The sequence below is a fragment of the Streptomyces sp. NPDC059850 genome, from assembly GCF_042731515.1.
Lineage (GTDB): Bacteria > Actinomycetota > Actinomycetes > Streptomycetales > Streptomycetaceae > Streptomyces.
This window is the reverse complement of record NZ_JBHWJI010000012.1, coordinates 34,528-55,498: the sequence shown is the minus strand read 5'-3', so window position 1 is coordinate 55,498 and position 20,971 is coordinate 34,528. Positions and strand designations below refer to the sequence as shown.

14 protein-coding genes and 1 pseudogene are annotated in these 20,971 nt (G+C 71.2%); 7 read left to right on the top strand and 8 right to left on the bottom strand.

Annotated features, from left to right (window positions below; genetic code table 11):
- Positions 1-5: 5 nt before the first annotated feature.
- The 3 genes from ACFV9T_RS12380 to ACFV9T_RS12370 all read right to left on the bottom strand — a co-directional run bounded on the left by ACFV9T_RS12380 (position 6) and on the right by ACFV9T_RS12370 (position 5,043).
- Positions 6-1,583, bottom strand: a complete 1,578-nt coding sequence (locus tag ACFV9T_RS12380) for an amidase (protein ID WP_385439089.1) — start codon at positions 1,581-1,583, stop codon at positions 6-8.
- A gap of 48 nt (positions 1,584-1,631) precedes the next feature.
- Complete coding sequence (locus ACFV9T_RS12375; protein ID WP_385439086.1) at positions 1,632-3,899, bottom strand: arylsulfatase; 2,268 nt, start codon at positions 3,897-3,899, stop codon at positions 1,632-1,634.
- A 160-nt stretch (positions 3,900-4,059) separates the two neighbouring features.
- Positions 4,060-5,043, bottom strand: coding sequence for a formylglycine-generating enzyme family protein (locus tag ACFV9T_RS12370; protein WP_385439084.1), 984 nt, complete (start codon positions 5,041-5,043; stop codon positions 4,060-4,062).
- Between the two features lie 375 nt (positions 5,044-5,418).
- Here ACFV9T_RS12370 and ACFV9T_RS12365 point away from each other — a divergent pair, with 375 nt between their 5' ends.
- Together ACFV9T_RS12365 and gndA are read left to right on the top strand one after the other, a co-directional pair.
- Positions 5,419-6,639: a metallophosphoesterase gene (locus ACFV9T_RS12365; protein ID WP_385439081.1), complete on the top strand. Its 1,221-nt coding sequence runs from the start codon at positions 5,419-5,421 to the stop codon at positions 6,637-6,639.
- A gap of 247 nt (positions 6,640-6,886) precedes the next feature.
- Entirely contained in the window at positions 6,887-8,341 is a 1,455-nt protein-coding gene (gene gndA / locus ACFV9T_RS12360) for an NADP-dependent phosphogluconate dehydrogenase (RefSeq protein ID WP_385439079.1), read from the top strand.
- Positions 8,342-8,392: 51 nt separating this feature from the next.
- On the opposite strand, the pseudogene ACFV9T_RS12355 reads toward gndA, so the two are convergent.
- Both ACFV9T_RS12355 and ACFV9T_RS12350 read right to left on the bottom strand, forming a co-directional pair.
- Positions 8,393-9,733, bottom strand: a pseudogene (locus tag ACFV9T_RS12355) (MFS transporter).
- Between the two features lie 78 nt (positions 9,734-9,811).
- Positions 9,812-10,963: an XdhC family protein gene (locus tag ACFV9T_RS12350; protein WP_385439077.1), complete on the bottom strand. Its 1,152-nt coding sequence runs from the start codon at positions 10,961-10,963 to the stop codon at positions 9,812-9,814.
- Positions 10,964-11,013: 50 nt separating this feature from the next.
- Between ACFV9T_RS12350 and ACFV9T_RS12345 the strand changes: the two genes are divergently transcribed.
- From ACFV9T_RS12345 to ACFV9T_RS12325, 5 genes are all read left to right on the top strand, one after another.
- Positions 11,014-11,610, top strand: coding sequence for a (2Fe-2S)-binding protein (locus ACFV9T_RS12345; protein WP_385439073.1), 597 nt, complete (start codon positions 11,014-11,016; stop codon positions 11,608-11,610).
- Positions 11,607-12,608, top strand: coding sequence for an FAD binding domain-containing protein (locus ACFV9T_RS12340; protein WP_385439070.1), 1,002 nt, complete (start codon positions 11,607-11,609; stop codon positions 12,606-12,608). The genes ACFV9T_RS12345 and ACFV9T_RS12340 overlap by 4 nt, the downstream gene beginning before the upstream one ends.
- Positions 12,605-14,779, top strand: coding sequence for a xanthine dehydrogenase family protein molybdopterin-binding subunit (locus ACFV9T_RS12335; protein WP_385439068.1), 2,175 nt, complete (start codon positions 12,605-12,607; stop codon positions 14,777-14,779). Before ACFV9T_RS12340 ends, ACFV9T_RS12335 begins: the two co-directional genes overlap by 4 nt.
- 10 nt (positions 14,780-14,789) lie before the next feature.
- Positions 14,790-15,410 (top strand): TetR/AcrR family transcriptional regulator, encoded by a 621-nt coding sequence (locus ACFV9T_RS12330; protein WP_385439065.1) that lies wholly within the window; start codon positions 14,790-14,792, stop codon positions 15,408-15,410.
- Between the two features lie 174 nt (positions 15,411-15,584).
- Complete coding sequence (locus ACFV9T_RS12325) at positions 15,585-16,481, top strand: lysozyme (RefSeq protein ID WP_385439063.1); 897 nt, start codon at positions 15,585-15,587, stop codon at positions 16,479-16,481.
- Positions 16,482-16,527: 46 nt separating this feature from the next.
- On the opposite strand, the gene ACFV9T_RS12320 is transcribed toward ACFV9T_RS12325, so the two are convergent.
- From ACFV9T_RS12320 to ACFV9T_RS12310, 3 genes are all read right to left on the bottom strand, one after another.
- The gene (locus ACFV9T_RS12320) at positions 16,528-17,160 is read right to left on the bottom strand and encodes an extensin (RefSeq protein ID WP_385439060.1); all 633 of its coding nucleotides are present in this window, start codon (positions 17,158-17,160) and stop codon (positions 16,528-16,530) included.
- Between the two features lie 124 nt (positions 17,161-17,284).
- Positions 17,285-18,535 carry an acyltransferase family protein gene (locus ACFV9T_RS12315; protein WP_385439058.1) on the bottom strand — a complete coding sequence of 417 codons (1,251 nt, stop codon included), beginning with the start codon at positions 18,533-18,535 and terminating at the stop codon, positions 17,285-17,287.
- Positions 18,532-20,904 carry a glycosyltransferase gene (locus ACFV9T_RS12310; protein ID WP_385439055.1) on the bottom strand — a complete coding sequence of 791 codons (2,373 nt, stop codon included), beginning with the start codon at positions 20,902-20,904 and terminating at the stop codon, positions 18,532-18,534. The genes ACFV9T_RS12315 and ACFV9T_RS12310 overlap by 4 nt, the downstream gene beginning before the upstream one ends.
- Positions 20,905-20,971 lie beyond the last annotated feature (67 nt).

Below are 20,971 nucleotides of genomic sequence, written 5' to 3'. Positions count from 1 at the left end.
CAGCGTCAGGCTCGGGCGGGCGGGGCGTCGGCGCCGTCTTCCGCTCGCCCGGACCGAACGTCCGGCAGACCGTGGTCCAGCTCCAGTGCGTGCGCCGCGCCGATGACCACCCCGTCATGACCGTGGCCGCCCACGAGCATCATGCCGACCGGTAGACCGTCGACCAGACCGGCGGGGACGTTCAACGCGGGGTGCCCGGTGTGGTTGAACGCACACGTGTTCGCGATGAGTCCGGGGTCGAGGGCCAGTTCGGTCAGCTCGACCGCCGAGGCGTCGGCATCGGGCAGCGGCGGCGCTGTGGTGCGGACGGTGGGCAGGACGAGGACGTCGACGTCCTCGAGCAACTGGTCGTACTGCTGGCGCAGGCGTATCGCCAGGTTCTGCGCCTTGGCGTAGTAGTGGCCGCCGTAGACATCCCACAGGTAACCGCCGACGGTCGCCGCGTATTTGACGCTGGCGAACAGCAGATCGGAGTGGAGCACCCGGCCGCGGGCCGCCGCCAACGCCACCTCGGCGTCGTAGAAACCCTTGCCGGGCAGCCCGATTCCGTTGCCCTTCAGCATGAACTGCGCCCCACCCTGGAGCAGCACCGAGGAGTGGATGTCCATCGCGTAGGAGTGCAGCGGTGCCGAGACGTCGACGATCTCGGCACCGAGCGAGGCCAGCAGCGCCACGCGCGCCCGTACGGTCTCATCAACGGCGCTCTGCGCCTCATCAGCGGTGAATCCCTCCGCGAGCACGCCCACCCGCAGCCCCCGCAGCGAATCCCCCAGCATTTCGCCGTATGCCGGTACGGTGGTCTGCGCCCGCTGGCGCGGGTCGAGGCCGCCGTCGAAACCCGCGATCACTTCGAGCAGCGCCGCGAGGTCCCGGGCGGTCCTCGCCATCGGCCCGACGTGGTCGACGCTGGGATCAATCGGCAAGCAGCCGGTGTACGGCACCAGACCGTAGGTGGGCTTCAGTCCGTAGATTCCGCACTGCGCCGCCGGGATCCGGATCGAACCGCCCTGGTCGGCGCCGATCGCGATGTCACAGGCACCGCTGGCGACCAGTGCCGCGACGCCGCTGGAGGAGCCTCCGGCGGATCGGGAGGTATCCCATGGGTTGCGGACGAACCCATCGACGGAGGAGACGCTCGCACCCGACAGGCACAGGTCTTCTGTCGTCCCGATCCCGGTGATCCGGCCGCCGGCGTCAAGTACCCGGGTGACGATGGTCGCGTCGTAGGAGGGTGTGTGTCCCCGCAGCAGCTGGGACCCACCGCCCATCGGAACGCCGGCCACCGGGATCATGTCCTTCAGCGCCACGGTCCGGCCCGCCAACCGCCCGGTGGCGGCTCCTCGCACATCGCAGCGGACCGCCCACGCGTTCAGCGGATTGTCCTCCGCGTCCGGCCGCTGCGAACCCGCCCTGGAGTAGCGGACCGGCGGTTGGTGGCCACTCACCTCATCCAGCCTCTCGCACGCCCGGAGCGCGCCCTGTCCGAGGGTGAGCATCATCCGAAGCTCGTCGTCGTCCATCGTGAGCCCGGCGTTCTCCGCGGCCCGCCTGACCGCGTCGAGGGAAAGCGGCGGAAGTGTCATCTCTGCTCCTTTGGGTGCGTGGGACGGGAGGAGGCGAGCGGGAGCGAATCAGTCGATTCGCTCGAAGGGTGCCTCGCTCTCTTCGTCCGGCGCGACCGTGAAGACGACCTTCTCGAACTTTCCGGTGAACGCGAATTCGCCGTCATAGCTCGGCGAGGAGGGCGACAGGGTGTCCCGGCCGACGTCGAGGCCCTGCCATCCGAAGAAGTGCGGAAGGACCCGCGGAATGTCCGCGGTACCCACCGGCCTTCCTGACACGTACAGGTGTCCGACCCCCTGCATGTCACCGGTCTTGACGAATTCGAAGGTCAGCTCCGCCGGGCCGGTCGGGAGTTCTTCCTCCGAGGTCACCGTGTACCGGGTGCCGAGGAAGTTGTACTCGTAGACCAGCCGGTTGTCCTTGACGTACAGGACGTATCCGCTGCTGATGTTGCCCAGGGACACCAGGACACCCTCGTCCGACGCGGTGGCCCGGTCGACGAACGCGGTGATGCGGTGCGCGCGGTTCATCACCGGTGGCACCGCGGCACCGGGCAGATGGGCCATGCCGGGGTAGTAGGTGAAGGTGGTGCGCTTGCGCGGAGAGCCGGGACGCGGAATCTTCGCCCGGGGAGCGAATCCTTGGTCGTCCAGCGGCAGCACATCGTATTTTCCTGCTTCCACCCAGAAGCGGGAGATCATCTTCTGTAGTTGTTCGGGCCGCGCCTGCGCCAGATCCTTGCATTCCGAGAAGTCGGTGTCGTGGTGGTACAGCTCCCACTGGTCCGCGTCGAAAGAGGATCCGCGTTCGTGGTAGGCGACGGCCTTCCAGCCGTCGTGCCAGATCGCGCGGTGCCCGAACATCTCGAAGTGCTGGGCTTCCTTGCGCGTGGGCGCGGTCGGCGAGTCGAAGGTGTAGCCCATGCTGACACCGTGGATCGGCATTTGCGGGATGCCGTTGTAGACCTCGGGAGCTTCCAGGCCGAGCAGTTCGAAAAGGGTCGGCGCGATGTCGCTGACATGGTGGAACTGCTGCCTGACCTCGCCGGTGCGCGGCAGCCCCCGGGGCCACTGCACGATGAGCGGGCAGCGGACGCCGCCTTCGTGGGTGTTCTGCTTGTAGCGCTTGAACGGCGTGTTGCCCGCCTGCGCCCAGCCCCAGGGGTAGTTGGCATGGGCGCGCGTGGTGCCGATCTCGTCGATCCGCGCGAGCATCTCCTCGAAGTCCTCGGGCAAACCGTTCTGATAGGCGGTGGGGTTGATCGAACCCTGCTGCCCGCCTTCCTGGCTGGCCCCGTTGTCCGAGAGCAGGATGGTGATGGTGTTCTCCATCCGCCCTATCTGCTCCAGGAACTCCATGAACCGGCCGATGTGATGGTCGGTGTGGTCGACCATGGCCGCGTAGGCCTCCTGGAGGCGTGCGGCCAGCTTCTTCTCGTCGTCCGGCAGCTCGTCCCAGGGAAGGACCCCGGGGTTGTGCGGCGCCAGTTCGGTGCCCTCCGGCAGGATGCCCCGTTCGATCTGGCGGGCGTGCCGGGTGGCGCGCTCGGCGTCCCAGCCGTGGTCGAACCGACCCCGGTACTTCTCCAGGTATTCCTGGGGGGCCTGGTGCGGGGCGTGCGCCGCACCGAAAGCCATGTACATGAAAAAAGGCTTCTCCGGAGTGACCGACGTCTGGTCGCGCACGAATTCGATCGCCCGGTCGGCGATGTCCTCACTGAGGTGATAGCCGTCTTCCGGGGTCTTCGGCGGGTCCACGGCGTGGTTGTCGTAGAACAGCTCCGGATAGAAGCTGTCCGTCTCGGCTTCCAGGAATCCGTAGTAGCGCTCGAACCCGCGGGACAGCGGCCACTGGGTGTACGGCCCGGACGCGGTGGTCTGCTCCATCGGCGCCAGATGCCACTTGCCCACGGCCATGGTGTTGAAGCCGTTGTCACGCAGCACCTCGGGCAGTATCGCCGCGGCCTTGGTGATCTGTCCGCGCCCGCTGGGGAAGCCGGTGTCGAAGTTGGACAGCATCCGCATACCGACGGAGTGGTGGTTCCGGCCGGTCAGCAGGGAGGCACGGGTCGGCGAACACAGCGTGGTGGTGTGGAAGTTCGCGTAGCGCAAGCCGCCGGTGGCGAGGGCGTCCATGGCCGGGGTGTCGATGTCCGAGCCGAAGCAGCCGAGGTCGGAGAAGCCGACGTCGTCGAGCACGATGACCACAACATTGGGCGTGCCCTCGGGAGGCGTTTGTTGCTCGGGCCACCACGGAGTCGACTCCTCGTACGTGGTACCGATCTTGCCTGGGAAGGTCCCGCTCGCGGACGGCGGGGGCGGAGAGGCGTTGGTCATCCAGAACGCTCCTTTGCGCGGCCGGCAGGCCCCTGGAGACTCCGGGACGGCGCCCAGGTTAACTGGCCTTACCAGTAATATGCGCGTCAGTCTCACCCGCTCCCGTTGCCTGTGTCAACCACCGTGCCCCCCTGCCGGGGGCCGGAGGAGCGTGTGTTTGTCAGCCGGTTCCGGACAGGTCCGCGGCGCAGCGGAATCCCATGTGTCCGGTGCTGCTGTCGGGTGTGTTGGAGGTGCGGGCGGCGACGCGGTAGCGGTTGCAGTACGACGCGTGGCACAGATAGGAGCCGCCGCGGATCACCTTCGCCTCCCCGGCGGGAGGCCCGGCCGGGTCCTCGCGGGTCTCCGGGCAGTCGGCCGCGTGCCAGGTGGTGCTCCACCAGTCGGAACACCACTCCCACACGTTGCCCGAGGTGTTGTACAGGCCGAAGTTGTTGGCCCGGTAGGACTTGACCGGCGCGGTCCCCAGATATCCGTCCTCACCCGTGTTGACCTGCGGGAACTTCCCCTGCCAGATGTTGCAGCGATGCTGTCCCCGGGGCAGCAGCTCGTCCCCCCAGGGGTAGCGGGACCGCTCCAGCCCGCCACGCGCCGCCCTCTCCCACTCCGCCTCCGTGGGCAGACGCTTACCCGCCCAGGCCGCGTACGCGGACGCGTCGCGCCAGGAGACGTGGACCACGGGGTGGTTCGCCAGCTCGGTCCATGACGACCCCGGCCCGTAGGGAGCCCGCCAGCACGCCCCGTCCACCGCGAGCCACCAGGGCGCCTGCGCCACCGTGGCGTCGCGCACCATGCGCCGGGCGTCGGGGTGGACGGCCGCGTAGAACACGAAGGACCAGCCGTGGCGCTCGGCGTCGGTCTGGTAGCCGCTGCCGCGCACGAACGCCGCGAACTGCCGGTTGGTGACGGTGGTCGCGTCGATGAGGAACGGCGACAGCCGCACCTCCCGGACCGGGCCCTCCCCGTCCTCGGGAAACGCGTCGGCGTCCTCGCCGCCCATCAGATACGTGCCTCCGGGGATGCGCAGCATGGCGCGCAGGGCTTGCGCCCGGTCCCGCTCCGGGGCCCGGAGCCCCGGAGCGATGGGCGGCTCGGGGTTCTCGTGGTCGCCCCCTGACGTGGGAGCGCAACATGCGCCTGACATCGTTCCTCCAACTGCGGCCGCGGTTCCGTGGGCTCGAGCGTACGACCCCGGTCACCGCACCCAGGCGGGTGTCCAGGCCCCGGCGCCGGAGTGGCCGAACCGTCCGGAGCCAAAGTGATCGCGGAGGGCGGCCAGGGCCGTCGATGGTGAGCTTCGCTCCCCGCGCGGTGCGGGTGAACAGCCGCATCCCGAGGATCGGCGCTGGCCGCCGCGGGGCGGGCCGTGGGCCCGGTGACGACTGTCGTGGCCGATCGAGGTCGGCCAGCTGGACTTGCTCCGCGACGGAGACACCGCCTACGTCACCAAACTCAGCCGCCCGACCCGAGGCCACCGGATACAGTGCGCGAGACGGCAGCCCGGCCAGGGAGGGGAAGCGTGACCGACACCAGCAGCACCCGGTCCGCCGGGGGCGAAGCACAAGCGCCGCGGCAGAGCCGACTGCACCGCCTGATGCGCTACATCCCCCTGATCGCCCCCGTCCTGCTGTGGGCCGTGCCCTGCTGGGTGCTCCTGCACACCAGCCAGCACTGGCCGCTGCCCGTCACGCTGGTCGGCACCGCCCTGTTCGCCCTCGGTCTCATCGGTATGCCGCTCGCGATGGTGCGCGGCCACGGCCGGCGCCAGCAGGATCGGGCGGCGATCATCGGCGACACCCTGCTGGGCACGAGCTGGACTCTGTTCACCTGGTCCGTTCTGCTCGGCGTCCCCTTGCGGCTCGCCCTGACCGTGGCCGATGTCGGCGAGAGCCAGGACCGGGCCCGTATCGCCACGTGGGCCGTCCTCGGCATAACCGCCGTACTGCTCGGCTGGGGGTACGCCGAGGCCCGCCGCGTGCCACGCGTGCGCCAACTCGACGTGCGACTCCCCCGGCTGGGACCCGGGTTGGACGGCATCCGCGTCGCCCTCATCACCGACACCCACTACGGCCCGCTCGATCGCACGCGCTGGTCGGCGCGGGTATGCGAGACGGTGAACACTCTGGAAGCCGACCTGGTCTGCCACACCGGCGACATCGCGGACGGCACGGCCGAACGCCGCCGCGCCCAGGCCGCCCCGCTCGGTACCGTGCGGGCCACCCGGGCCCGTGTGTACGTCACCGGCAACCACGAGTACTACAGCGAGGCCCAGGGCTGGGTCGACCTGATGGACGAGTTGGGCTGGGAGCCGCTGCGCAACCGCCATCTGCTGCTCGAACGCGGAGGCGACACCCTCGTGGTCGCCGGCGTGGATGACGTCACCGCCGAGTCCTCCGGCCTGGCAGGCCACCGCGCCCACCTCGCCGGAGCCTTGAACGGCGCCGACCCCGACCTACCCGTTCTGCTCTTGGCACACCAGCCCAAGTTCATCGACCGGGCAGCAGCGGTCGGCATCGACCTCCAGCTCTCCGGCCACACCCACGGCGGCCAGATCTGGCCCTTCCACCACCTCGTCCGCATCGACCAGCCCGCCCTCGCCGGCCTCAGCCACCATGGCCCCCGCACCCTCCTCTACACCAGCCGCGGCACCGGCTTCTGGGGCCCGCCGTTCCGTGTCTTCGCCCCCAGCGAGATCACCCTGCTCGTGCTCCGCTCCCCGCACCTGCCCACCTCGATATAGCACGCGGCACTGCCCACAGCACGCCTCAGCGTCGCCTTGTGGATATCCCACAAATCCGGCGCATGCCCGGGCAGGAGAAGAGGTGACACACTCCGGCCGCTTTCTCCGGACACACATCCCGGCGTCGAGCACATCGTGTAACTATGACCGGGCGACGCCGGGACGACCGGGAGGGAAGATCCCCAGCCCTCTCGTCGCTGCCGCCTCGCGCAAGTTCTCGATGCGTGCGACAGGAGTGGAACACCGTATGCCCAGCCCTTCCGCCACCCAGCCCACCGCCCAGATCGGCGTCACCGGGCTCGCCGTCATGGGCAGCAACCTCGCCCGCAACTTCGCCCGCCACGGGCACACCGTCGCCGTGCACAACCGCTCGTCCGCCAAGACCAAGGCGCTGATCGAGGAGCACGGCCACGAGGGGAGCTTCGTCGCGGCCGAGACCGCCGCCGAGTTCGTCGCCGCCCTGCAGCGGCCGCGGCGGCTCGTCATCATGGTCAAGGCCGGGGCGCCCACCGACGCCGTCATCGAGGAGTTCGCACCGCTCCTCGAAGAGGGCGACGTGATCATCGACGGGGGCAACGCACACTTCGAGGACACCCGGCGGCGGGAGGCGGCGCTGCGCGAGCGCGGGCTGCACTTCGTCGGCAGCGGCATCTCCGGTGGCGAGGAGGGCGCGCTCAACGGGCCCAGCATCATGCCCGGCGGATCGGTGGAATCCTACAAGTCCCTCGGGCCGCTGCTGGAGAGCATCTCCGCCAAGGTGGACGGCACCCCGTGCTGCACCCACATCGGCCCGGACGGTGCCGGCCACTTCGTCAAGATGGTGCACAACGGCATCGAGTACGCGGACATGCAGCTCATCGCCGAGTCGTACGACCTGCTGCGGCGCGCGCTGGGGCTCACGCCGGGCGAGATCGCGGAGGTGTTCCGCACCTGGAACGGCGGCCGCCTGGAGTCGTACCTGATCGAGATCACCGCCGAGGTGCTGGCGCACACCGACGCCGCGACCGGCAAGCCGTTCGTGGACGTGGTGCTGGACCAGGCCGAGCAGAAGGGCACCGGCCGCTGGACCGTGCAGACCGCGCTGGACCTGGGCGTTCCGGTGAGCGGCATCGCCGAGGCGGTGTTCGCCCGCTCGCTGTCGGGCCACGCCGATGTGCGGGACGCCGGGCAGGGGCTGCCCGGGCCCGTCGCCGAGCAGCTCACGGGCGAGGCGGCGGAGCGGTTCGCCGACGAGGTCGAGCAGGCGCTGTACGCGTCGAAGATCGTGGCGTACGCGCAGGGCATCCACCAGATCGAGGCGGGCAGCCAGGAGTACGGCTGGGACATCGACCCCGGCGCGGTGGCCCGGATCTGGCGTGGCGGCTGCATCATCCGGGCCCGCTTCCTGAACCGGATCACCGAGGCCTACGGCAAGGAGCGGAAGCCGGTCACGCTGCTGACCGACGACTACTTCGCGCAGGCGCTCGGCGAGGCGCAGAACGCCTGGCGGCGGGTGGTGGCCATTTCCGTCGAGCTGGGCGTGCCCGCGCCCGGTTTCTCGGCGGCGCTGGCGTACTACGACGCGCTGCGCTCGGAGCGGCTGCCCGCGGCGCTGGTCCAGGGGCAGCGGGACTTCTTCGGCGCGCACACCTACCGGCGCACCGACCGCGACGGCTCGTTCCACACCTTCTGGGGTCAGGACCGCAGCGAGCGCGAAGCCTGAGCCCTGCTGCCCGTGCGCGCGCCCGCATACGGGTGCGCGCACGGGCGGCCGTCAGGCCGTGTAGCGCCGGAAGTCGGGCACCGCGACAGCCAGGCCGAGCATCAGCACGGCGACCAGCACCCCGCCCGCGGCGACCGCCGTGCGGGGCCCGAGCAGCGAGCCCGCCGTGCCGTGCAGCAGATCGGCGACCCGCGGGCCGCCCGCCACCACCACCGTGAACACGCCCTGCATCCGGCCGCGCATCTCGTCGGTGGCCGCGGACTGGAGGATCGCGCCACGGAACACCATGGACACCATGTCGGCCACACCGGCGGCGGCGAGGAACGCGGCGGCCCACCACAGGCTGGCGCTGAGGCCGACGCCGCTGATGGCCACACCCCAGGCCACCACCGCGCCGCTGACCATCAGGCCGTGGCGGCGGGCCCGGGAGAAGGTGCCCGAGAGCAGTCCGCCCGCCACCGCGCCGAGCGGGATCGCGGCGAAGAGCAGACCGAGCGCGAAGCCCTCGCCCCAGGGCGCGTAGGTGTGAGAGGCGAGCTGCGGGAAGAGCGCCCGTGGCATGCCGAAGACCATGGCGATGATGTCCGCGAGGAACGACAGCAGCAGCACGCGGTGGGCGGTGATGTAGCGGAAGCCGTCGGTCACGTCCCGCCATCCGGCCCGTTTCCTGCCACCCGCGCCGTCCGACGACGGCAGGGGCGGCAGCGCGGGAAGCCGCCAGACGGCCCACAGGGTGACGCAGAGCGCGATGGCGTCGGCCAGATAGAGGGCGGGCAGGCCGACGACGGGTATCAGCGCGCCCGCCAGCAGCGGGCCGACGATCATGCCGGTCTGGGCGACGGTGGACTGCAGGGCGCCCGCGGCGGGCAGCTCATGGGCGGGGACGAGCCGGGCGACGGAGGCGTTGCGGGCCGGGGAGTTCATGCCGAAGAACCCCTGCTGGGCGGCGAGCAGCACGATCAGCAGCGGCACCGAGTCGAGACCGGCGAAGGCCTGCGCCCAGAACAGCACCGAGGTGACGGCGATGCCCGCGTTGGTGACCAGCATCAGGGTGCGCCGGTCCATCCGGTCGGCCACCACACCGCCCCACAGCGCGAACACCACGAGCGGCAGGAGTCCCGCGAAGCTCGCGTAGCCGACTCAGGCCGAGGAGCCGGTGATGTCGTAGATCTGCTTGGGCACGGCGACGGCGGTCAGCTGGCTGCCCACGGCGGTGACCGTGGTGGACGTCCACAGCCGGCGGAAGGGGCGGTGGCGCAGTGGCCGGGTGTCCATGACCCAGCGGCGCCAGCCGGTCTTCGGCGGTGCGGCCGTGCCGCCAGCCGGAGCGGCGGTCCGGTCGTCCTGACGTGGTTCACCGGCGTCGTCGTCGGTGTTGCGCGCGGTCTCCACGGCTGTTGTGGTCCCCTCCTGTGCCCGCTTCGGTCGGGGACCATGATGGCGGTCCGCGGCCGGGACCGGGGTCCCGTCTCAGCCCTCGGCCGCCGGGCGCACCGCGTCGGGCCGGTGGATACGGCCGGTGAGCGAGGTCAGTCGGGCGCCGCTACCGTCCCAGCGGTCGGCGATGATCTCGGCGGCGATGCTGACCGCGGTCTCCTCGGGGGTGCGGGCGCCGAGGTCCAGGCCGATCGGGGAGGCGAGCCGGGCCAGCCGGTTCTCGTCGATACCGGTGTCGCGCAGTCTGCGCAGCCGGTCCTCGTGGGTGCGGCGGGAGCCCATGGCGCCGACGTACGCGAGCGGCAGCCCCAGCGCCTCCTCCAGCAGCGGCACGTCGAACTTGGGGTCGTGGGTGAGGACGCAGACCACGGTCCGCTCGTCCACCCGGCCCGCCTCGGCCTCGGTGCGCAGATAGCGGTGCGGCCAGTCGGCCACCACCTCGTGGGCCTCGGGGAAGCGGCGCTTGGTGGCGAAGACGGGCCGCGCGTCGCAGACGGTGACGTGGTAGCCGAGGTACGTGCCGATACGGGCCATGGCCGCCGCGAAGTCCACGGCGCCGAAGACCAGCATCCGGGGCGGTGCGGCGTGCACCGACACGAACAGGGTCAGTTCCTCGTCGGTGCGGGTGCCGTCGTAGCCGTAGCGCAGGGTGCCGGTGCGCCCACCGGCCAGCAGGCCGCGCGCGTCCTCGGCGACCGCCGCGTCCAGCCGCTCCGAGCCGAGGGAGCCGGTGGCGGTGTCCGGCCGGACCACCAGCCGTCGGCCGAGGCGTCCTGCCGGGTCGGGGCCGTCGACCGCCACGCAGATGACCTCGGCCACCGGTTCGCCCGCGCGCACCGCCGCGGCCACGTCGTCGTATTCGGGGAAGGCGGTGCGGTCGATGCGCTCGACGAACACATCGATGACTCCCCCGCAGGTCAGGCCGACCGCGAACGCCTCGTCATCGCTGACCCCGTAGCGCTCCAGGACCGGGGTGCCGCTTTCGGTGACCTCCTGGGCCAGTTCGTAGACCGCGCCCTCGACACAGCCTCCGGAGACGCTGCCGACGGCCGAGCCGTCCGGCCCGACCAGCATGCTCGTGCCCGGTGGCAGCGGTGAGGAGTGCCAGGTGGCGACGACCGTGGCCCGGGCGAAGGGCTGCCCGTCGCGCCACCATCGGTGCATCTCCGCTTCGACGTCTCGCATGGAACTCCATTCCCCTCGCCACGAATGTAAGAGGTTGATACATTCAATGTATGAGCCTCTCACATCGCTCTCCGAGTAGCGACATCCGCTTGCGGATCAATGGCACGACCCACCCCCTGACCATCGACAACCGGACGACGCTGCTCGATGTGCTGCGCGAGCGGGTTGGCCTCACGGGCACCAAGAAGGGCTGTGACCACGGGCAATGCGGCGCCTGCACGGTGCTGATGGACGGCGAGCGGGTGAACAGCTGCCTGATGTTCGCGGTGGCGGCCGAGGGGCGGGAGATCGTCTCGATCGAGGGCGTGGCGGAGCTGGCGGATACCGAGGGGCTGCACCCGGTGCAGCAGGCGTTCCTCGACCATGACGGCCTTCAGTGCGGCTACTGCACCCCGGGCCAGATCTGTTCGGCGATCGGTGCGCTCGGCGAGGCGCGGCGCGGCTGGCCGAGCCATGTCACCGAGGACACCGCGGCCGGTGTGCCGGGCGCGGCGGAGCTGGACGAGTCGGAGGTGCGCGAGCGCATGAGCGGCAATCTGTGCCGCTGCGGCGCCTACGGCGGGATCGTGGACGCCGTCATGGAGGCGGCCGGTGCCGAGGGCGCCGAGGACACCCGGTCCGCGAGCACCGCCGGAGGTGTGCGGTGAAGGAGTTCGCCTACGCCCGCGCGGGCGACGCGGCCGAGGCCTCCGCGCTGATGGCCGAGCGGCCCGACGCCACGTATCTGGGCGGCGGGACCAACCTGGTGGACCTGATGAAGCTCGGGGTGACGGACCCGGGGCTGCTCATCGACGTGTCCCGGCTGCCGTACGACCGGATCGAGCACCGCGACGACGGTTCGGTGCTGATCGGCGCCACCGTGCGCAACGGCGCTCTGGCGGGCGACCCGGGTATCCGGGAGCGCTTCCCGCTGCTGGCGCAGGCGCTGCTGGCGGGCGCGTCCGGGCAGCTGCGCACGGTGGCCACGGTGGGCGGCAACCTGCTGCAGCGCACCCGCTGTGTGTACTTCCAGGATGTGTCCAAGCCCTGCAACAAGCGTGAGCCGGGGTCGGGTTGTCCGGCCATCGGGGGCGCGCACCGCGATCTGGCCGTGCTGGGCACCTCCGACCACTGCGTGGCGTCCCACCCCTCCGACATGGCGGTGGCGCTCGTCGCGCTGGACGCGGTGGCGCATCTGCGGTCGGTGGACGGCGCGACGCGCACCGTCCCGGTGGCCGAGCTGTACCGGCTGCCCGGCGACACTCCGCACCAGGAGACCGTGCTCGGCCACGGTGACCTCATCACCGCCGTCGAGCTGCCCGCGCCGCCGGCCGGCGCGGGCATGCGGTACCGCAAGGTGCGCGACCGCTGGTCGTACGCGTTCGCGCTGGTGAGCGTGGCGGCCTCGGTGTCGGTCGCGGACGACGGCACGCTCGCGGACGTACGGATCGCACTCGGCGGAGTGGCGCCGCGCCCGTGGCGCGCCGGGGCCGCCGAGGAGCGGCTGCGCGGCCATCGGCCGGACGAGGAGACGCTGCGGGACGCGGCGCGCGCCGAACTGGCGCCCGCGCGCCCGCTGCCGGACAACGCGTTCAAGGTGGACCTGGCCACCGATCTCATCGTCGCGGTCATCCGCGATCTCGTCGTGAGGAAGGACCGCGCATGACCACCGCCACCACCACCCGGCCGACCGTCGGCACGCCGATGACCCGCGTCGACGGCCTCGACAAGGTGACCGGCGCGGCGACCTACGCGTATGAGTTCCCGACGCCGGACGTCGGCTATGTCTGGCCGGTGCAGGCCACCATCGCCCGCGGTCGGGTGACGGAGGTCGACGGCGCCCCGGCGCTGGCCCGGCCCGGTGTGCTGGCGGTGCTGGACTCCGGCAACGCGCCGCGGCTGAACACGGAGGCACCGGCGAGCCCCGATCTGTTCGTACTCCAGTCCCCCGAGGTGGCGTACCACGGCCAGATCGTGGCCGCGGTGGTGGCCACGTCGCTGGAGGCGGCGCGCGAGGGCGCGGCGGCGGTGCGGGTGAGCTACGAGCGGGAGCCGCACGATGTGGTGCTGCGCTTCGACGACGAGCGGGCCAAGGTCGCCGAGACGGTGACCGACGGCAGCCCCGGGTTCGTCGAACACGGCGACACCGAGGGCGCGCTGGCGGCCGCTCCGGTGCGGACCGAGGCCATGTACACCACCCCCGTCGAGCACACCAGCCCGATGGAGCCGCACGCCACCATCGCCGCCTGGGACGAGGACCGGCTGACGCTGTACAACTCCGACCAGGGCCCGTTCATGTCCTCCCAGCTGCTGGCGGCGGTGTTCGGGCTCGAAGAGGGCGCGGTGGAAGTCATCGCGGAGTACATCGGCGGCGGTTTCGGCTCCAAGGGCATTCCGCGCTCCCCCACCGTGCTGGCGGCGCTCGCCGCGAAGCACCTCGGGCGGCCGGTGAAAATCGCGCTGACCCGGCAGCAGATGTTCCAGCTGATCCCGTACCGGGCCCCCACCATCCAGCGGATCCGGCTCGGCGCCGAGCGCGACGGCAAGCTGACCGCGATCGACCACGAGGTGGTGCAGCAGCGCTCCGCGATGGTGGAGTTCGCGGACCAGACGGGGGCGTCGACGCGGGTGATGTACGCGGCGCCCAACATCCGTACGACGGTGAAGACGGCGCCGCTCGATGTGCTGACCCCGGCGTGGTTCCGCGCGCCCGGCCACACACCGGGCATGTTCGCGCTGGAGTCGGCCATGGACGAGCTGGCAACCGAGCTGGAGATCGACCCCGTCGAGCTGCGGATCCGCAATGACACCGGCGTCGACCCCGACAGCGGCAAGGCCTTCAGCAGCCGCGGGCTGGTGGCGTGTCTGCGGGAGGGCGCCGCGCGCTTCGACTGGGCGCTGCGCGACCCGAAGCCCGGCATCCGGCGCGAGGGGCGCTGGCTGGTGGGCACCGGAGTCGCCTCCGCGCACCACCCGGACTATGTGTTCCCCTCGTCGGCGACGGCGCGTGCCGAGGCCGACGGGACGTTCACGGTGCGCGTTGGCGCCGTCGACATCGGGACCGGCGGGCGCACCGCGCTGACCCAGCTGGCGGCGGACGCCCTCGGTGTGCCGATCGAGCGGCTGCGGCTGGAGATCGGGCGCGCCTCGCTCGGCCCGGCGCCGTTCGCGGGCGGCTCGCTGGGGACGGCCTCCTGGGGCTGGGCGGTGGACAAGGCGTGCCGTGCGCTGCTGGCGGAGCTGGACACGTACGGGGGCGCCGTGCCGGACGGGGGCCTGGAGGTGCGGGCGGACACCACCGAGGACGTGGAGCTGCGGGCGTCGTTCTCCCGCCACTCCTTCGGCGCCCACTTCGCACAGGTCCGGGTGGACACCGACACCGGCGAGATCCGGGTCGACCGGATGCTGGGCGTGTTCGCCGCCGGGCGGATCGTCAATCCGAAGACGGCCCGTTCGCAGTTCCTGGGCGCCATGACGATGGGTCTGTCGATGGCGCTGCTGGAGATCGGCGAGGTCGATCCGGTCTTCGGCGACTTCGCCAACCACGACTTCGCGGGCTACCACGTGGCGGCCAACGCGGACGTCCCGAAGCTGGAGGCGGTCTGGCTGGACGAGCGGGACGACAACCCCAACCCGGTGCGCGGCAAGGGCATCGGGGAGCTGGGCATCGTGGGCGCGGCGGCGGCGATCACCAACGCGTTCCACCATGCGACCGGGCAGCGGGTGCGCGATCTGCCGATCCGCGTCGAGCGCTCGCGCGAGGCCCTGCGTGCTGCGGACGCCGAGGCCCAGAAGCGCGGGCCGGGCGCGGCGGAGCAGGGGAAAACGGTCGGGTAAGGTCGCCCGGATGGCACCCACCTGCAAGGGGCGCGCCACGTACCACCACGGCGATCTCGCCGCCGCGCTGGTGCGGGCGACGCTGGAGATCGTCGACGAGGTAGGGGTGCGCGGTTTCTCCGTCGCGGAGGCCGCGCGCCGCACCCGCGTCAGCCCCGCCGCGCCCTACCGCCATTTCGCCGACCGGGACGCGCTGCTGGCGGCCGCCGCGCTGGACGTCTCGCGGCGACTGCGGGCCATCTATCTGGAGGCGGTGGCCACGGTCGAGTCGCCGCAGGAGCGGCTGGCCACCATGGCGGGCAGCGTCGTGCGCGCGGCCGCCCGTATCCGGGGCGGATGCGAACTGCTCTACGCCCCCGGTGTACGCACCGCCCATCCCGAGGTGCTGACCGCCAAGCGGGAGTTCGTGGACCTGCTGCTGCCGAGCGCCTTCGAGGTGGTGCCGGAGGAGCGGACGGCGGCGGTGGCGCTGCTGGAGGCGCTGCAGGCGCTGGCCCGCGGGTACGCCACCCTGCTGCTCGACGGCGTGTTCGGGGATCCCGACGAGGTGGTGGAGGAGGTCGCCACGCGGGCGACGCGGTCGGCGCGGGCCATGGTGGCGGGGTATGCCGCCGCGCCCGCGGAGGACTGATTTCCCGGGAAATTCAAGGCTTTCCACTTTATCGCCACTCATATCGCCAACGTGTCGGTGGTGAAACGGAGTTGGACCCAAGGAATTTCCAAAATCTCTTCCGCGCGTTTCATCTACGCGCGTACCTTCAGTGCGGACTGCTCTCCCCACGGAGCACCAATTCCGGAGGAACAGATGTCCTTAAAGGCCGGAAAGGGCGCACACCGGGCCCCCTCGCGCTGGCGCTCGCCGTATGCCATCGGCGGTTTGGGGGCCGCGGTCGGCGCCGCCGTCCTCGCCACTCTCGTACCGGCGATGGCGTCGACGACCGATTCCGACACCGACTCCGCCGCCGGCCCCGCCCCGTCCTCGTCCGTCCCGCACCCCGAGCGCGACTGGATGGGCTCGACCCTCTCCACGCACGAGGCGGCCCCGAAGGCGGCCCCGGCGGCCACCCCGCGCGCCGGGACGGTGGAGGGCGTCGACGTCAGCAACCACCAGGGCTCGGTCAACTGGACATCCCTTTGGAACAAGAACGTCCGGTTCGCCTACGTCAAGGCCACCGAGAGCACGACGTACAAGAACCCGTCCTTCTCCTCCCAATACAACGGCGCCTTCCAGAAAGGCATGATCCGCGGCGCGTATCACTTCGCCCTGCCGAACAAGTCCGGTGGCGCCGCGCAGGCGGACTTCTTCGTACGCAACGGGGGTGCCTGGTCGGACGACGGCAAGACGCTGCCGCCCGTGCTGGACATGGAGTACAACCCGTACGGCACGCCCTGCTTCGGCAAGACGAAGGCGCAGATGGTCAGCTGGATCAAGGACTTCAGCGACCGGGTGAAATCGCGGACCGGCCGCGATCCGGTGATCTACACGACCACCAGCTGGTGGCGGTCCTGCACGGGGAACAGCGGCGCCTTCGCCTCGAAGAACCCGCTGTGGGTGGCGCGCTACGCGGCCACGCCGGGGGCACTGCCGTCCGGCTGGAAGACCCACACCTTCTGGCAGTACACGTCGACCGGACCGGTGGTGGGTGACCACAACCGGTTCAACGGCAGCCTGGCCGCGCTGAAGGCGCTGGCCAAGGGATAGACCCCACAGTCCACCCCGCCCCGGTCCGGGGCGGGGTGGCGAGCGGTCAGCCGCCGAGTGCGCCGGTCAGGCCGCCGACCACACCGTCCAGAGTGTCGCCGAGGCCGTCCACGACACCGCCGACCACGCCCCCGTTGCCGCTGCCGTTCCCCGGCTGCGGCGACTGACTGGGCTGCCCGCTCGGGGTGCCGGGAGCGGTCGGGTCGTCGCTGGGCGTCCCGGCGGGCGACGAGGGGTCGGTGGGGGTCTGGTCGGCACGCTGGGCCGGCGAGGTGACCACATCGGTGTGCGCGGGCGCGGAGGGTGTGGACGGGTCCGCGCTCGGCGTCTGCGAAGGGGTGGCCGCCGCGGCGGGCTCCGTACCGCCACCGCCCGAACCGCCGCCGTCCGCACCGCTCGTGCTGTCGGTGTGGTCCGTCCGGTCCGCGATCGGCCGGGGCTTCGCAGACTGGGAGGGCGAAATATGGCTGCCCGTGGGCTTGTCATCGGCCGTGGGCTCGATGTCCGGTGCCTGCTCCTGCGCCGCGTGGACATCGGAGCGGGCCTCGGTGGACTTGTCGCCCCCGACCGACGAGTGAAGGCCGAAGGCTATGGTCCCGGCCACGCCGAGGGCTGCGGCCGCCTTGAGGGATGTGGCTCGGGCCTGCTGGGCAGGAGTGGGGCGGCTGTGTCGGCCCATATCGCTGATGTCTCCCCGTTATCACGTCAAGAACAAGCCAGATCATAGTCATGGGGCCCCGGTGTGCGAAGAGCCGCACACCGGGGACAACTCATGACACACCGGCACTTACGGTGGCACCTCGCTAGCGCGCCACTTCGGGATAGAAGTCCCGCGGCCGCCCCTTGGCGTCCTTCAGCCGCCCGAGCAGGCTGGCCGGGTACTCGATGACCCAGTAGCTCAGCAGCGCCGCGGGCACCGCCACCACCAGCACGGTCAGTACGGCGAGCGGGAAGCCCTCCTGGCCCGCGGAGGGCAGCACTCCGGCCTCGTAGAGGCCGAGCATGATGGGCTCGTGCCACACGAAGAGGCTGTAGCTGGCGAGCCCGATCGCGGTGAGCCACCGGGCCGACAGCCACGCCTCCAGCCGCCCCTGCTTCCGCACATGGAGCGTGGTGAACAGCAGCACGGTCCACATCAGACCCGAGAGCGGGTGGTAGAAGGTGGTGGCGAAGTCCTCCGGGTCCGCGCTGACCAGCGACAGCACGTACAGCGCCACCAGCGGCGCCACCCGCAGCGGGATCGCCACCTTCGGGCCGAGCCGTCCGCGCTCGCCGAGGGCGACGGTCAGCACCGCGAGAGCCATGCCCGCCGCGAACCCGCCGAAGCGGGCCTGCGGCCCGAAGTACACCGGCCATTCGGTGTGCGGCACCTCGAACCCGTAGTGCGCGACGGCGATCCAGACCATCGGCCCGATGTACAGCAGCGCGCATCCGGCGGCGCACACCGCCACCCGCGCACCCCGGCTGCTCAGCCGTCGGCAGATCCGGGCGGCAAGCGGGCCGAGCCCGACCAGCGCCAGATAGAACATGATCTCCAGCGACAGCGACCAGGTCGGGCCGATAGTGTAGAAGATCTGTTCCTTGTCGAAGACCTGGGTGAAGGTGAGATGCCGGAGCAGGTCGCCCCAGTCCCCGGGCAGGGACGGATTGCGGGTCGCCCAGATGAACGTGATGGCGAGGAAGTACAGCGGCACGATGCGGATGGCGCGCCGGAAGAGGAACACCCGGGCGGGCTTGGTCGAGCCGCCGTCGATCGCGGCCCGCGCGTACGACAGGGTCAGCAGATACGCGGACAGGACGAAGAAGAAGTCGATGACCTCGAGCGAGACGAGCGCGTTCGCGTAGGGGTTGGCCACCGGCGGATGGGAGCCGTCCGCGTCATACGTGAAGTACTGCTGCCACACGTGATAGACGACCGTGGCCATCGCGGCCAGCCCCCGGTAGCCCTGGATCTCGGCGTTGCGGCGGCGGGCGGTCGTAGCCTTCGCGGACTTCACGGCGGTGGCCGCGGCGGGGTGGCCGTGGTGGTTGTTGACGGTGGACAGGGTGCTCATGCGCCGGGCACCGCCTTGTCGCCGCCGGAGCGCGGGGTGACCCGCCACTGGTGGTCCCGCAGCACCTCCTTGAGAAGCGCCTGACGGGCCACGATGTTCTTGAAGTGGCTGTAGAAGAACGTCGACACGAGGAGATACCGCCAGAACCACGCCTTGCGGCGGCGCAGTTCGGGTATCGCCAGCCGCCAGGCGAACAGCGCCTGCACCACTCCGGCGGAGAGGGTGAACAGGGTGGCCAGCAGGCAGATCGGCACCGCCCAGTCGAGTTCGCCGGGGCCGCCCGAGCGCCACGCCGCGTACAGCAGGACGGGCAGGATCTGCAGGGTCAGCCACGGCTGCACCTCACGCCAGCCGAGGAGCACGAACAGCCCGGCCTTCTGGCGGAAGGTGAAGTCCGGTGAACGCATCGCACGCCACAGGTACGTGAGCGAGACCTGCAGCCAGCCCTGCGCCCAGCGCGACCGCTGGTTCCACAGCGCCTTGACGGTGGTGGGGGCCAGCTCGCGGGAGACGAGGGTGCGGTCGGTGGCGATTTTGGCGCCCTCGTGGAGCGCGCGCATCGTGGCGTCGATGTCCTCCGTGAGCATCGAGCCGTGCATCCGGGTGCGGGCGAGCAGATCGGTGCGCCAGAAGCCGTTGGAGCCGCCGAAGACACCGAAGGTGTAGAGCCGGGTGCGGCCGGGGTGGCTGACGGCGTAGATGGCCTCGAACTCCACGCCCACCAGCTTGGCGACCCAGGAGCTGTCACCATTACGGATCACGCAGTGGCCCTGGACCACGTCGTAGCCGTGGGACAGCCAGTGCCAGGCGTGCCGGAAGGCGTCGGGGGCCGGGTGGTGGTCGGCGTCGAAGATGCCGACCATGTCGCCGCGCACCCGGGTGACCGCGGCGTTGATGTTCTGCGCCTTGGAGGTGGAACCCGCCACCGGCAGCAGCACCAGCCGCGGATCGCGGCGGGCCATGTCCCGGAGGGTGTCCTCGACGGGCATGGGATGCGGGGTGTTGTAGGCGAGCACGATTTCGAGCTCGTTGGGGTAGTCCAGCCGCAGAAACGATTCGACAGTGTCGACGATGGTCGCGGCCTCATTGGGGAGATAGGCGGCGATGACGGCGCTGGCCGGTGGGTACGGCTGTGCGGGCCGCTCGGGGCGGGACTTCGCGTCGAGGGAGAAGAGGCATTCCAGCACGATGAGCACCGCGGAGACGATGAGGCCCCCGACCACCACCCAGTAGGCGGCCGATCCGACGTCCCAGCCCAGTTCGTACATCTGCTGGTAGAACACGAAGGGGATGGCGACGCCGAGTACGAGGACGAATAAGGGCGAGAGCGCCGAGAGCAGGGCCTGCACCGCCATGGTGAAACGGCGCCGCCCACGGGGCGTACCGCGCATCCAGGCCGCGTACTTGACCGGGCGCAGATCCCGGTGGCGGATCGACTCGGCCACCGCGTCCCGGGCCTGGTCCACGGCCTGGTGGCGGTCGGGGCAGTCGGCGAGCGGGGTCCAGCCGATGGCCGGGGTCAGCCGGACGTTCTCGTCGGCGACGACGAAGCGGGTCCCGGCCACGGTGTTCGCGAACTTCCGCAGGCCGCGGAGCGCGGTGTCCTCGTCGACGCCGGGCATCAGCATCAGCAGCCGCCCGTCCTCGTCCCAGCCGAGCCGGTCGCACACCCCGCCCAGCTTCTCCGCCACACCGGCCAGCCGCTCGGCGACCTCGCGGCGCACCCGGGGTCCCAGCCGGGCCTCCAGCGCGGCCATCTCGGCGACGCCGACCATGGCCACGACGCCGCCGCTGCGGCTGTCGTCGGCGCGCTTCAGCTCCCGGTCGAGTTCGCCGAGGAAGTGCGGCTGGGAGTAGAGGCCGGTCCGCGGGTCCAGCAGCAGGTTCTCGACCGGCACCGGGACCCGGCGCAGCTTGGCCTCGATGCGGGCGGACAGTTCGACGGGGTCGGAGGTGTCCGGTACGCAGTCGTCGGCGCCACCGCGCAGCATGTCGGCGACGCCGGTGGGCGCGGGGTCCGTGGCGACCATGAGCAGGGGCAGTGCCCGCCCGGCGGGGGCGGCGCGGACCTCGCGGATCACTTCCAGCCCGTCGTGGCCGCCGTCGAGGGCGACGATCGCGTCGGGCGGGGTCTGCCGGAGCCGCTGGTCGACTTCGCCGGGCCGGGCGTGGCTCACCTCATGGCCCGCGGACACCAGGGTCCGGGTCAGCCGGTCGATTCCCGGGCCGGGCGCGCCGACCGCCAGCACATGTCCGCTCGGGCCGTCGGCTGTGGCCTGGGGCGGCGTACCGGACTCGCCGGTTTCGGACGATCCTTCGGGCGGTTCTCCGGATGATTCGAGTGACCGCGGATGGTGCGAAATGAGCACCTGAGGAGTTCCTTCCTTGCCAGGTCGTGCGTCACCGAACGGGACACCTGGGCACGGTGCCGGGCAC

Bases quoted from the DNA above. Each gene is read 5' to 3' on its own strand.
- ACFV9T_RS12320 (WP_385439060.1), bottom strand. From the start codon at position 17,160: ATGGGCCGACACAGCCGCCCCACTCCTGCCCAGCAGGCCCGAGCCACA.
- ACFV9T_RS12325 (WP_385439063.1), top strand. From the start codon at position 15,585: ATGTCCTTAAAGGCCGGAAAGGGCGCACACCGGGCCCCCTCGCGCTGG.
- ACFV9T_RS12335 (WP_385439068.1), top strand. From the start codon at position 12,605: ATGACCACCGCCACCACCACCCGGCCGACCGTCGGCACGCCGATGACC.
- ACFV9T_RS12350 (WP_385439077.1), bottom strand. From the start codon at position 10,963: ATGCGAGACGTCGAAGCGGAGATGCACCGATGGTGGCGCGACGGGCAG.
- ACFV9T_RS12370 (WP_385439084.1), bottom strand. From the start codon at position 5,043: ATGTCAGGCGCATGTTGCGCTCCCACGTCAGGGGGCGACCACGAGAAC.
- gndA (WP_385439079.1), top strand. From the start codon at position 6,887: ATGCCCAGCCCTTCCGCCACCCAGCCCACCGCCCAGATCGGCGTCACC.
- ACFV9T_RS12375 (WP_385439086.1), bottom strand. From the start codon at position 3,899: ATGACCAACGCCTCTCCGCCCCCGCCGTCCGCGAGCGGGACCTTCCCA.
- ACFV9T_RS12315 (WP_385439058.1), bottom strand. From the start codon at position 18,535: ATGAGCACCCTGTCCACCGTCAACAACCACCACGGCCACCCCGCCGCG.
- ACFV9T_RS12345 (WP_385439073.1), top strand. From the start codon at position 11,014: ATGAGCCTCTCACATCGCTCTCCGAGTAGCGACATCCGCTTGCGGATC.
- ACFV9T_RS12380 (WP_385439089.1), bottom strand. From the start codon at position 1,583: ATGACACTTCCGCCGCTTTCCCTCGACGCGGTCAGGCGGGCCGCGGAG.
- ACFV9T_RS12330 (WP_385439065.1), top strand. From the start codon at position 14,790: ATGGCACCCACCTGCAAGGGGCGCGCCACGTACCACCACGGCGATCTC.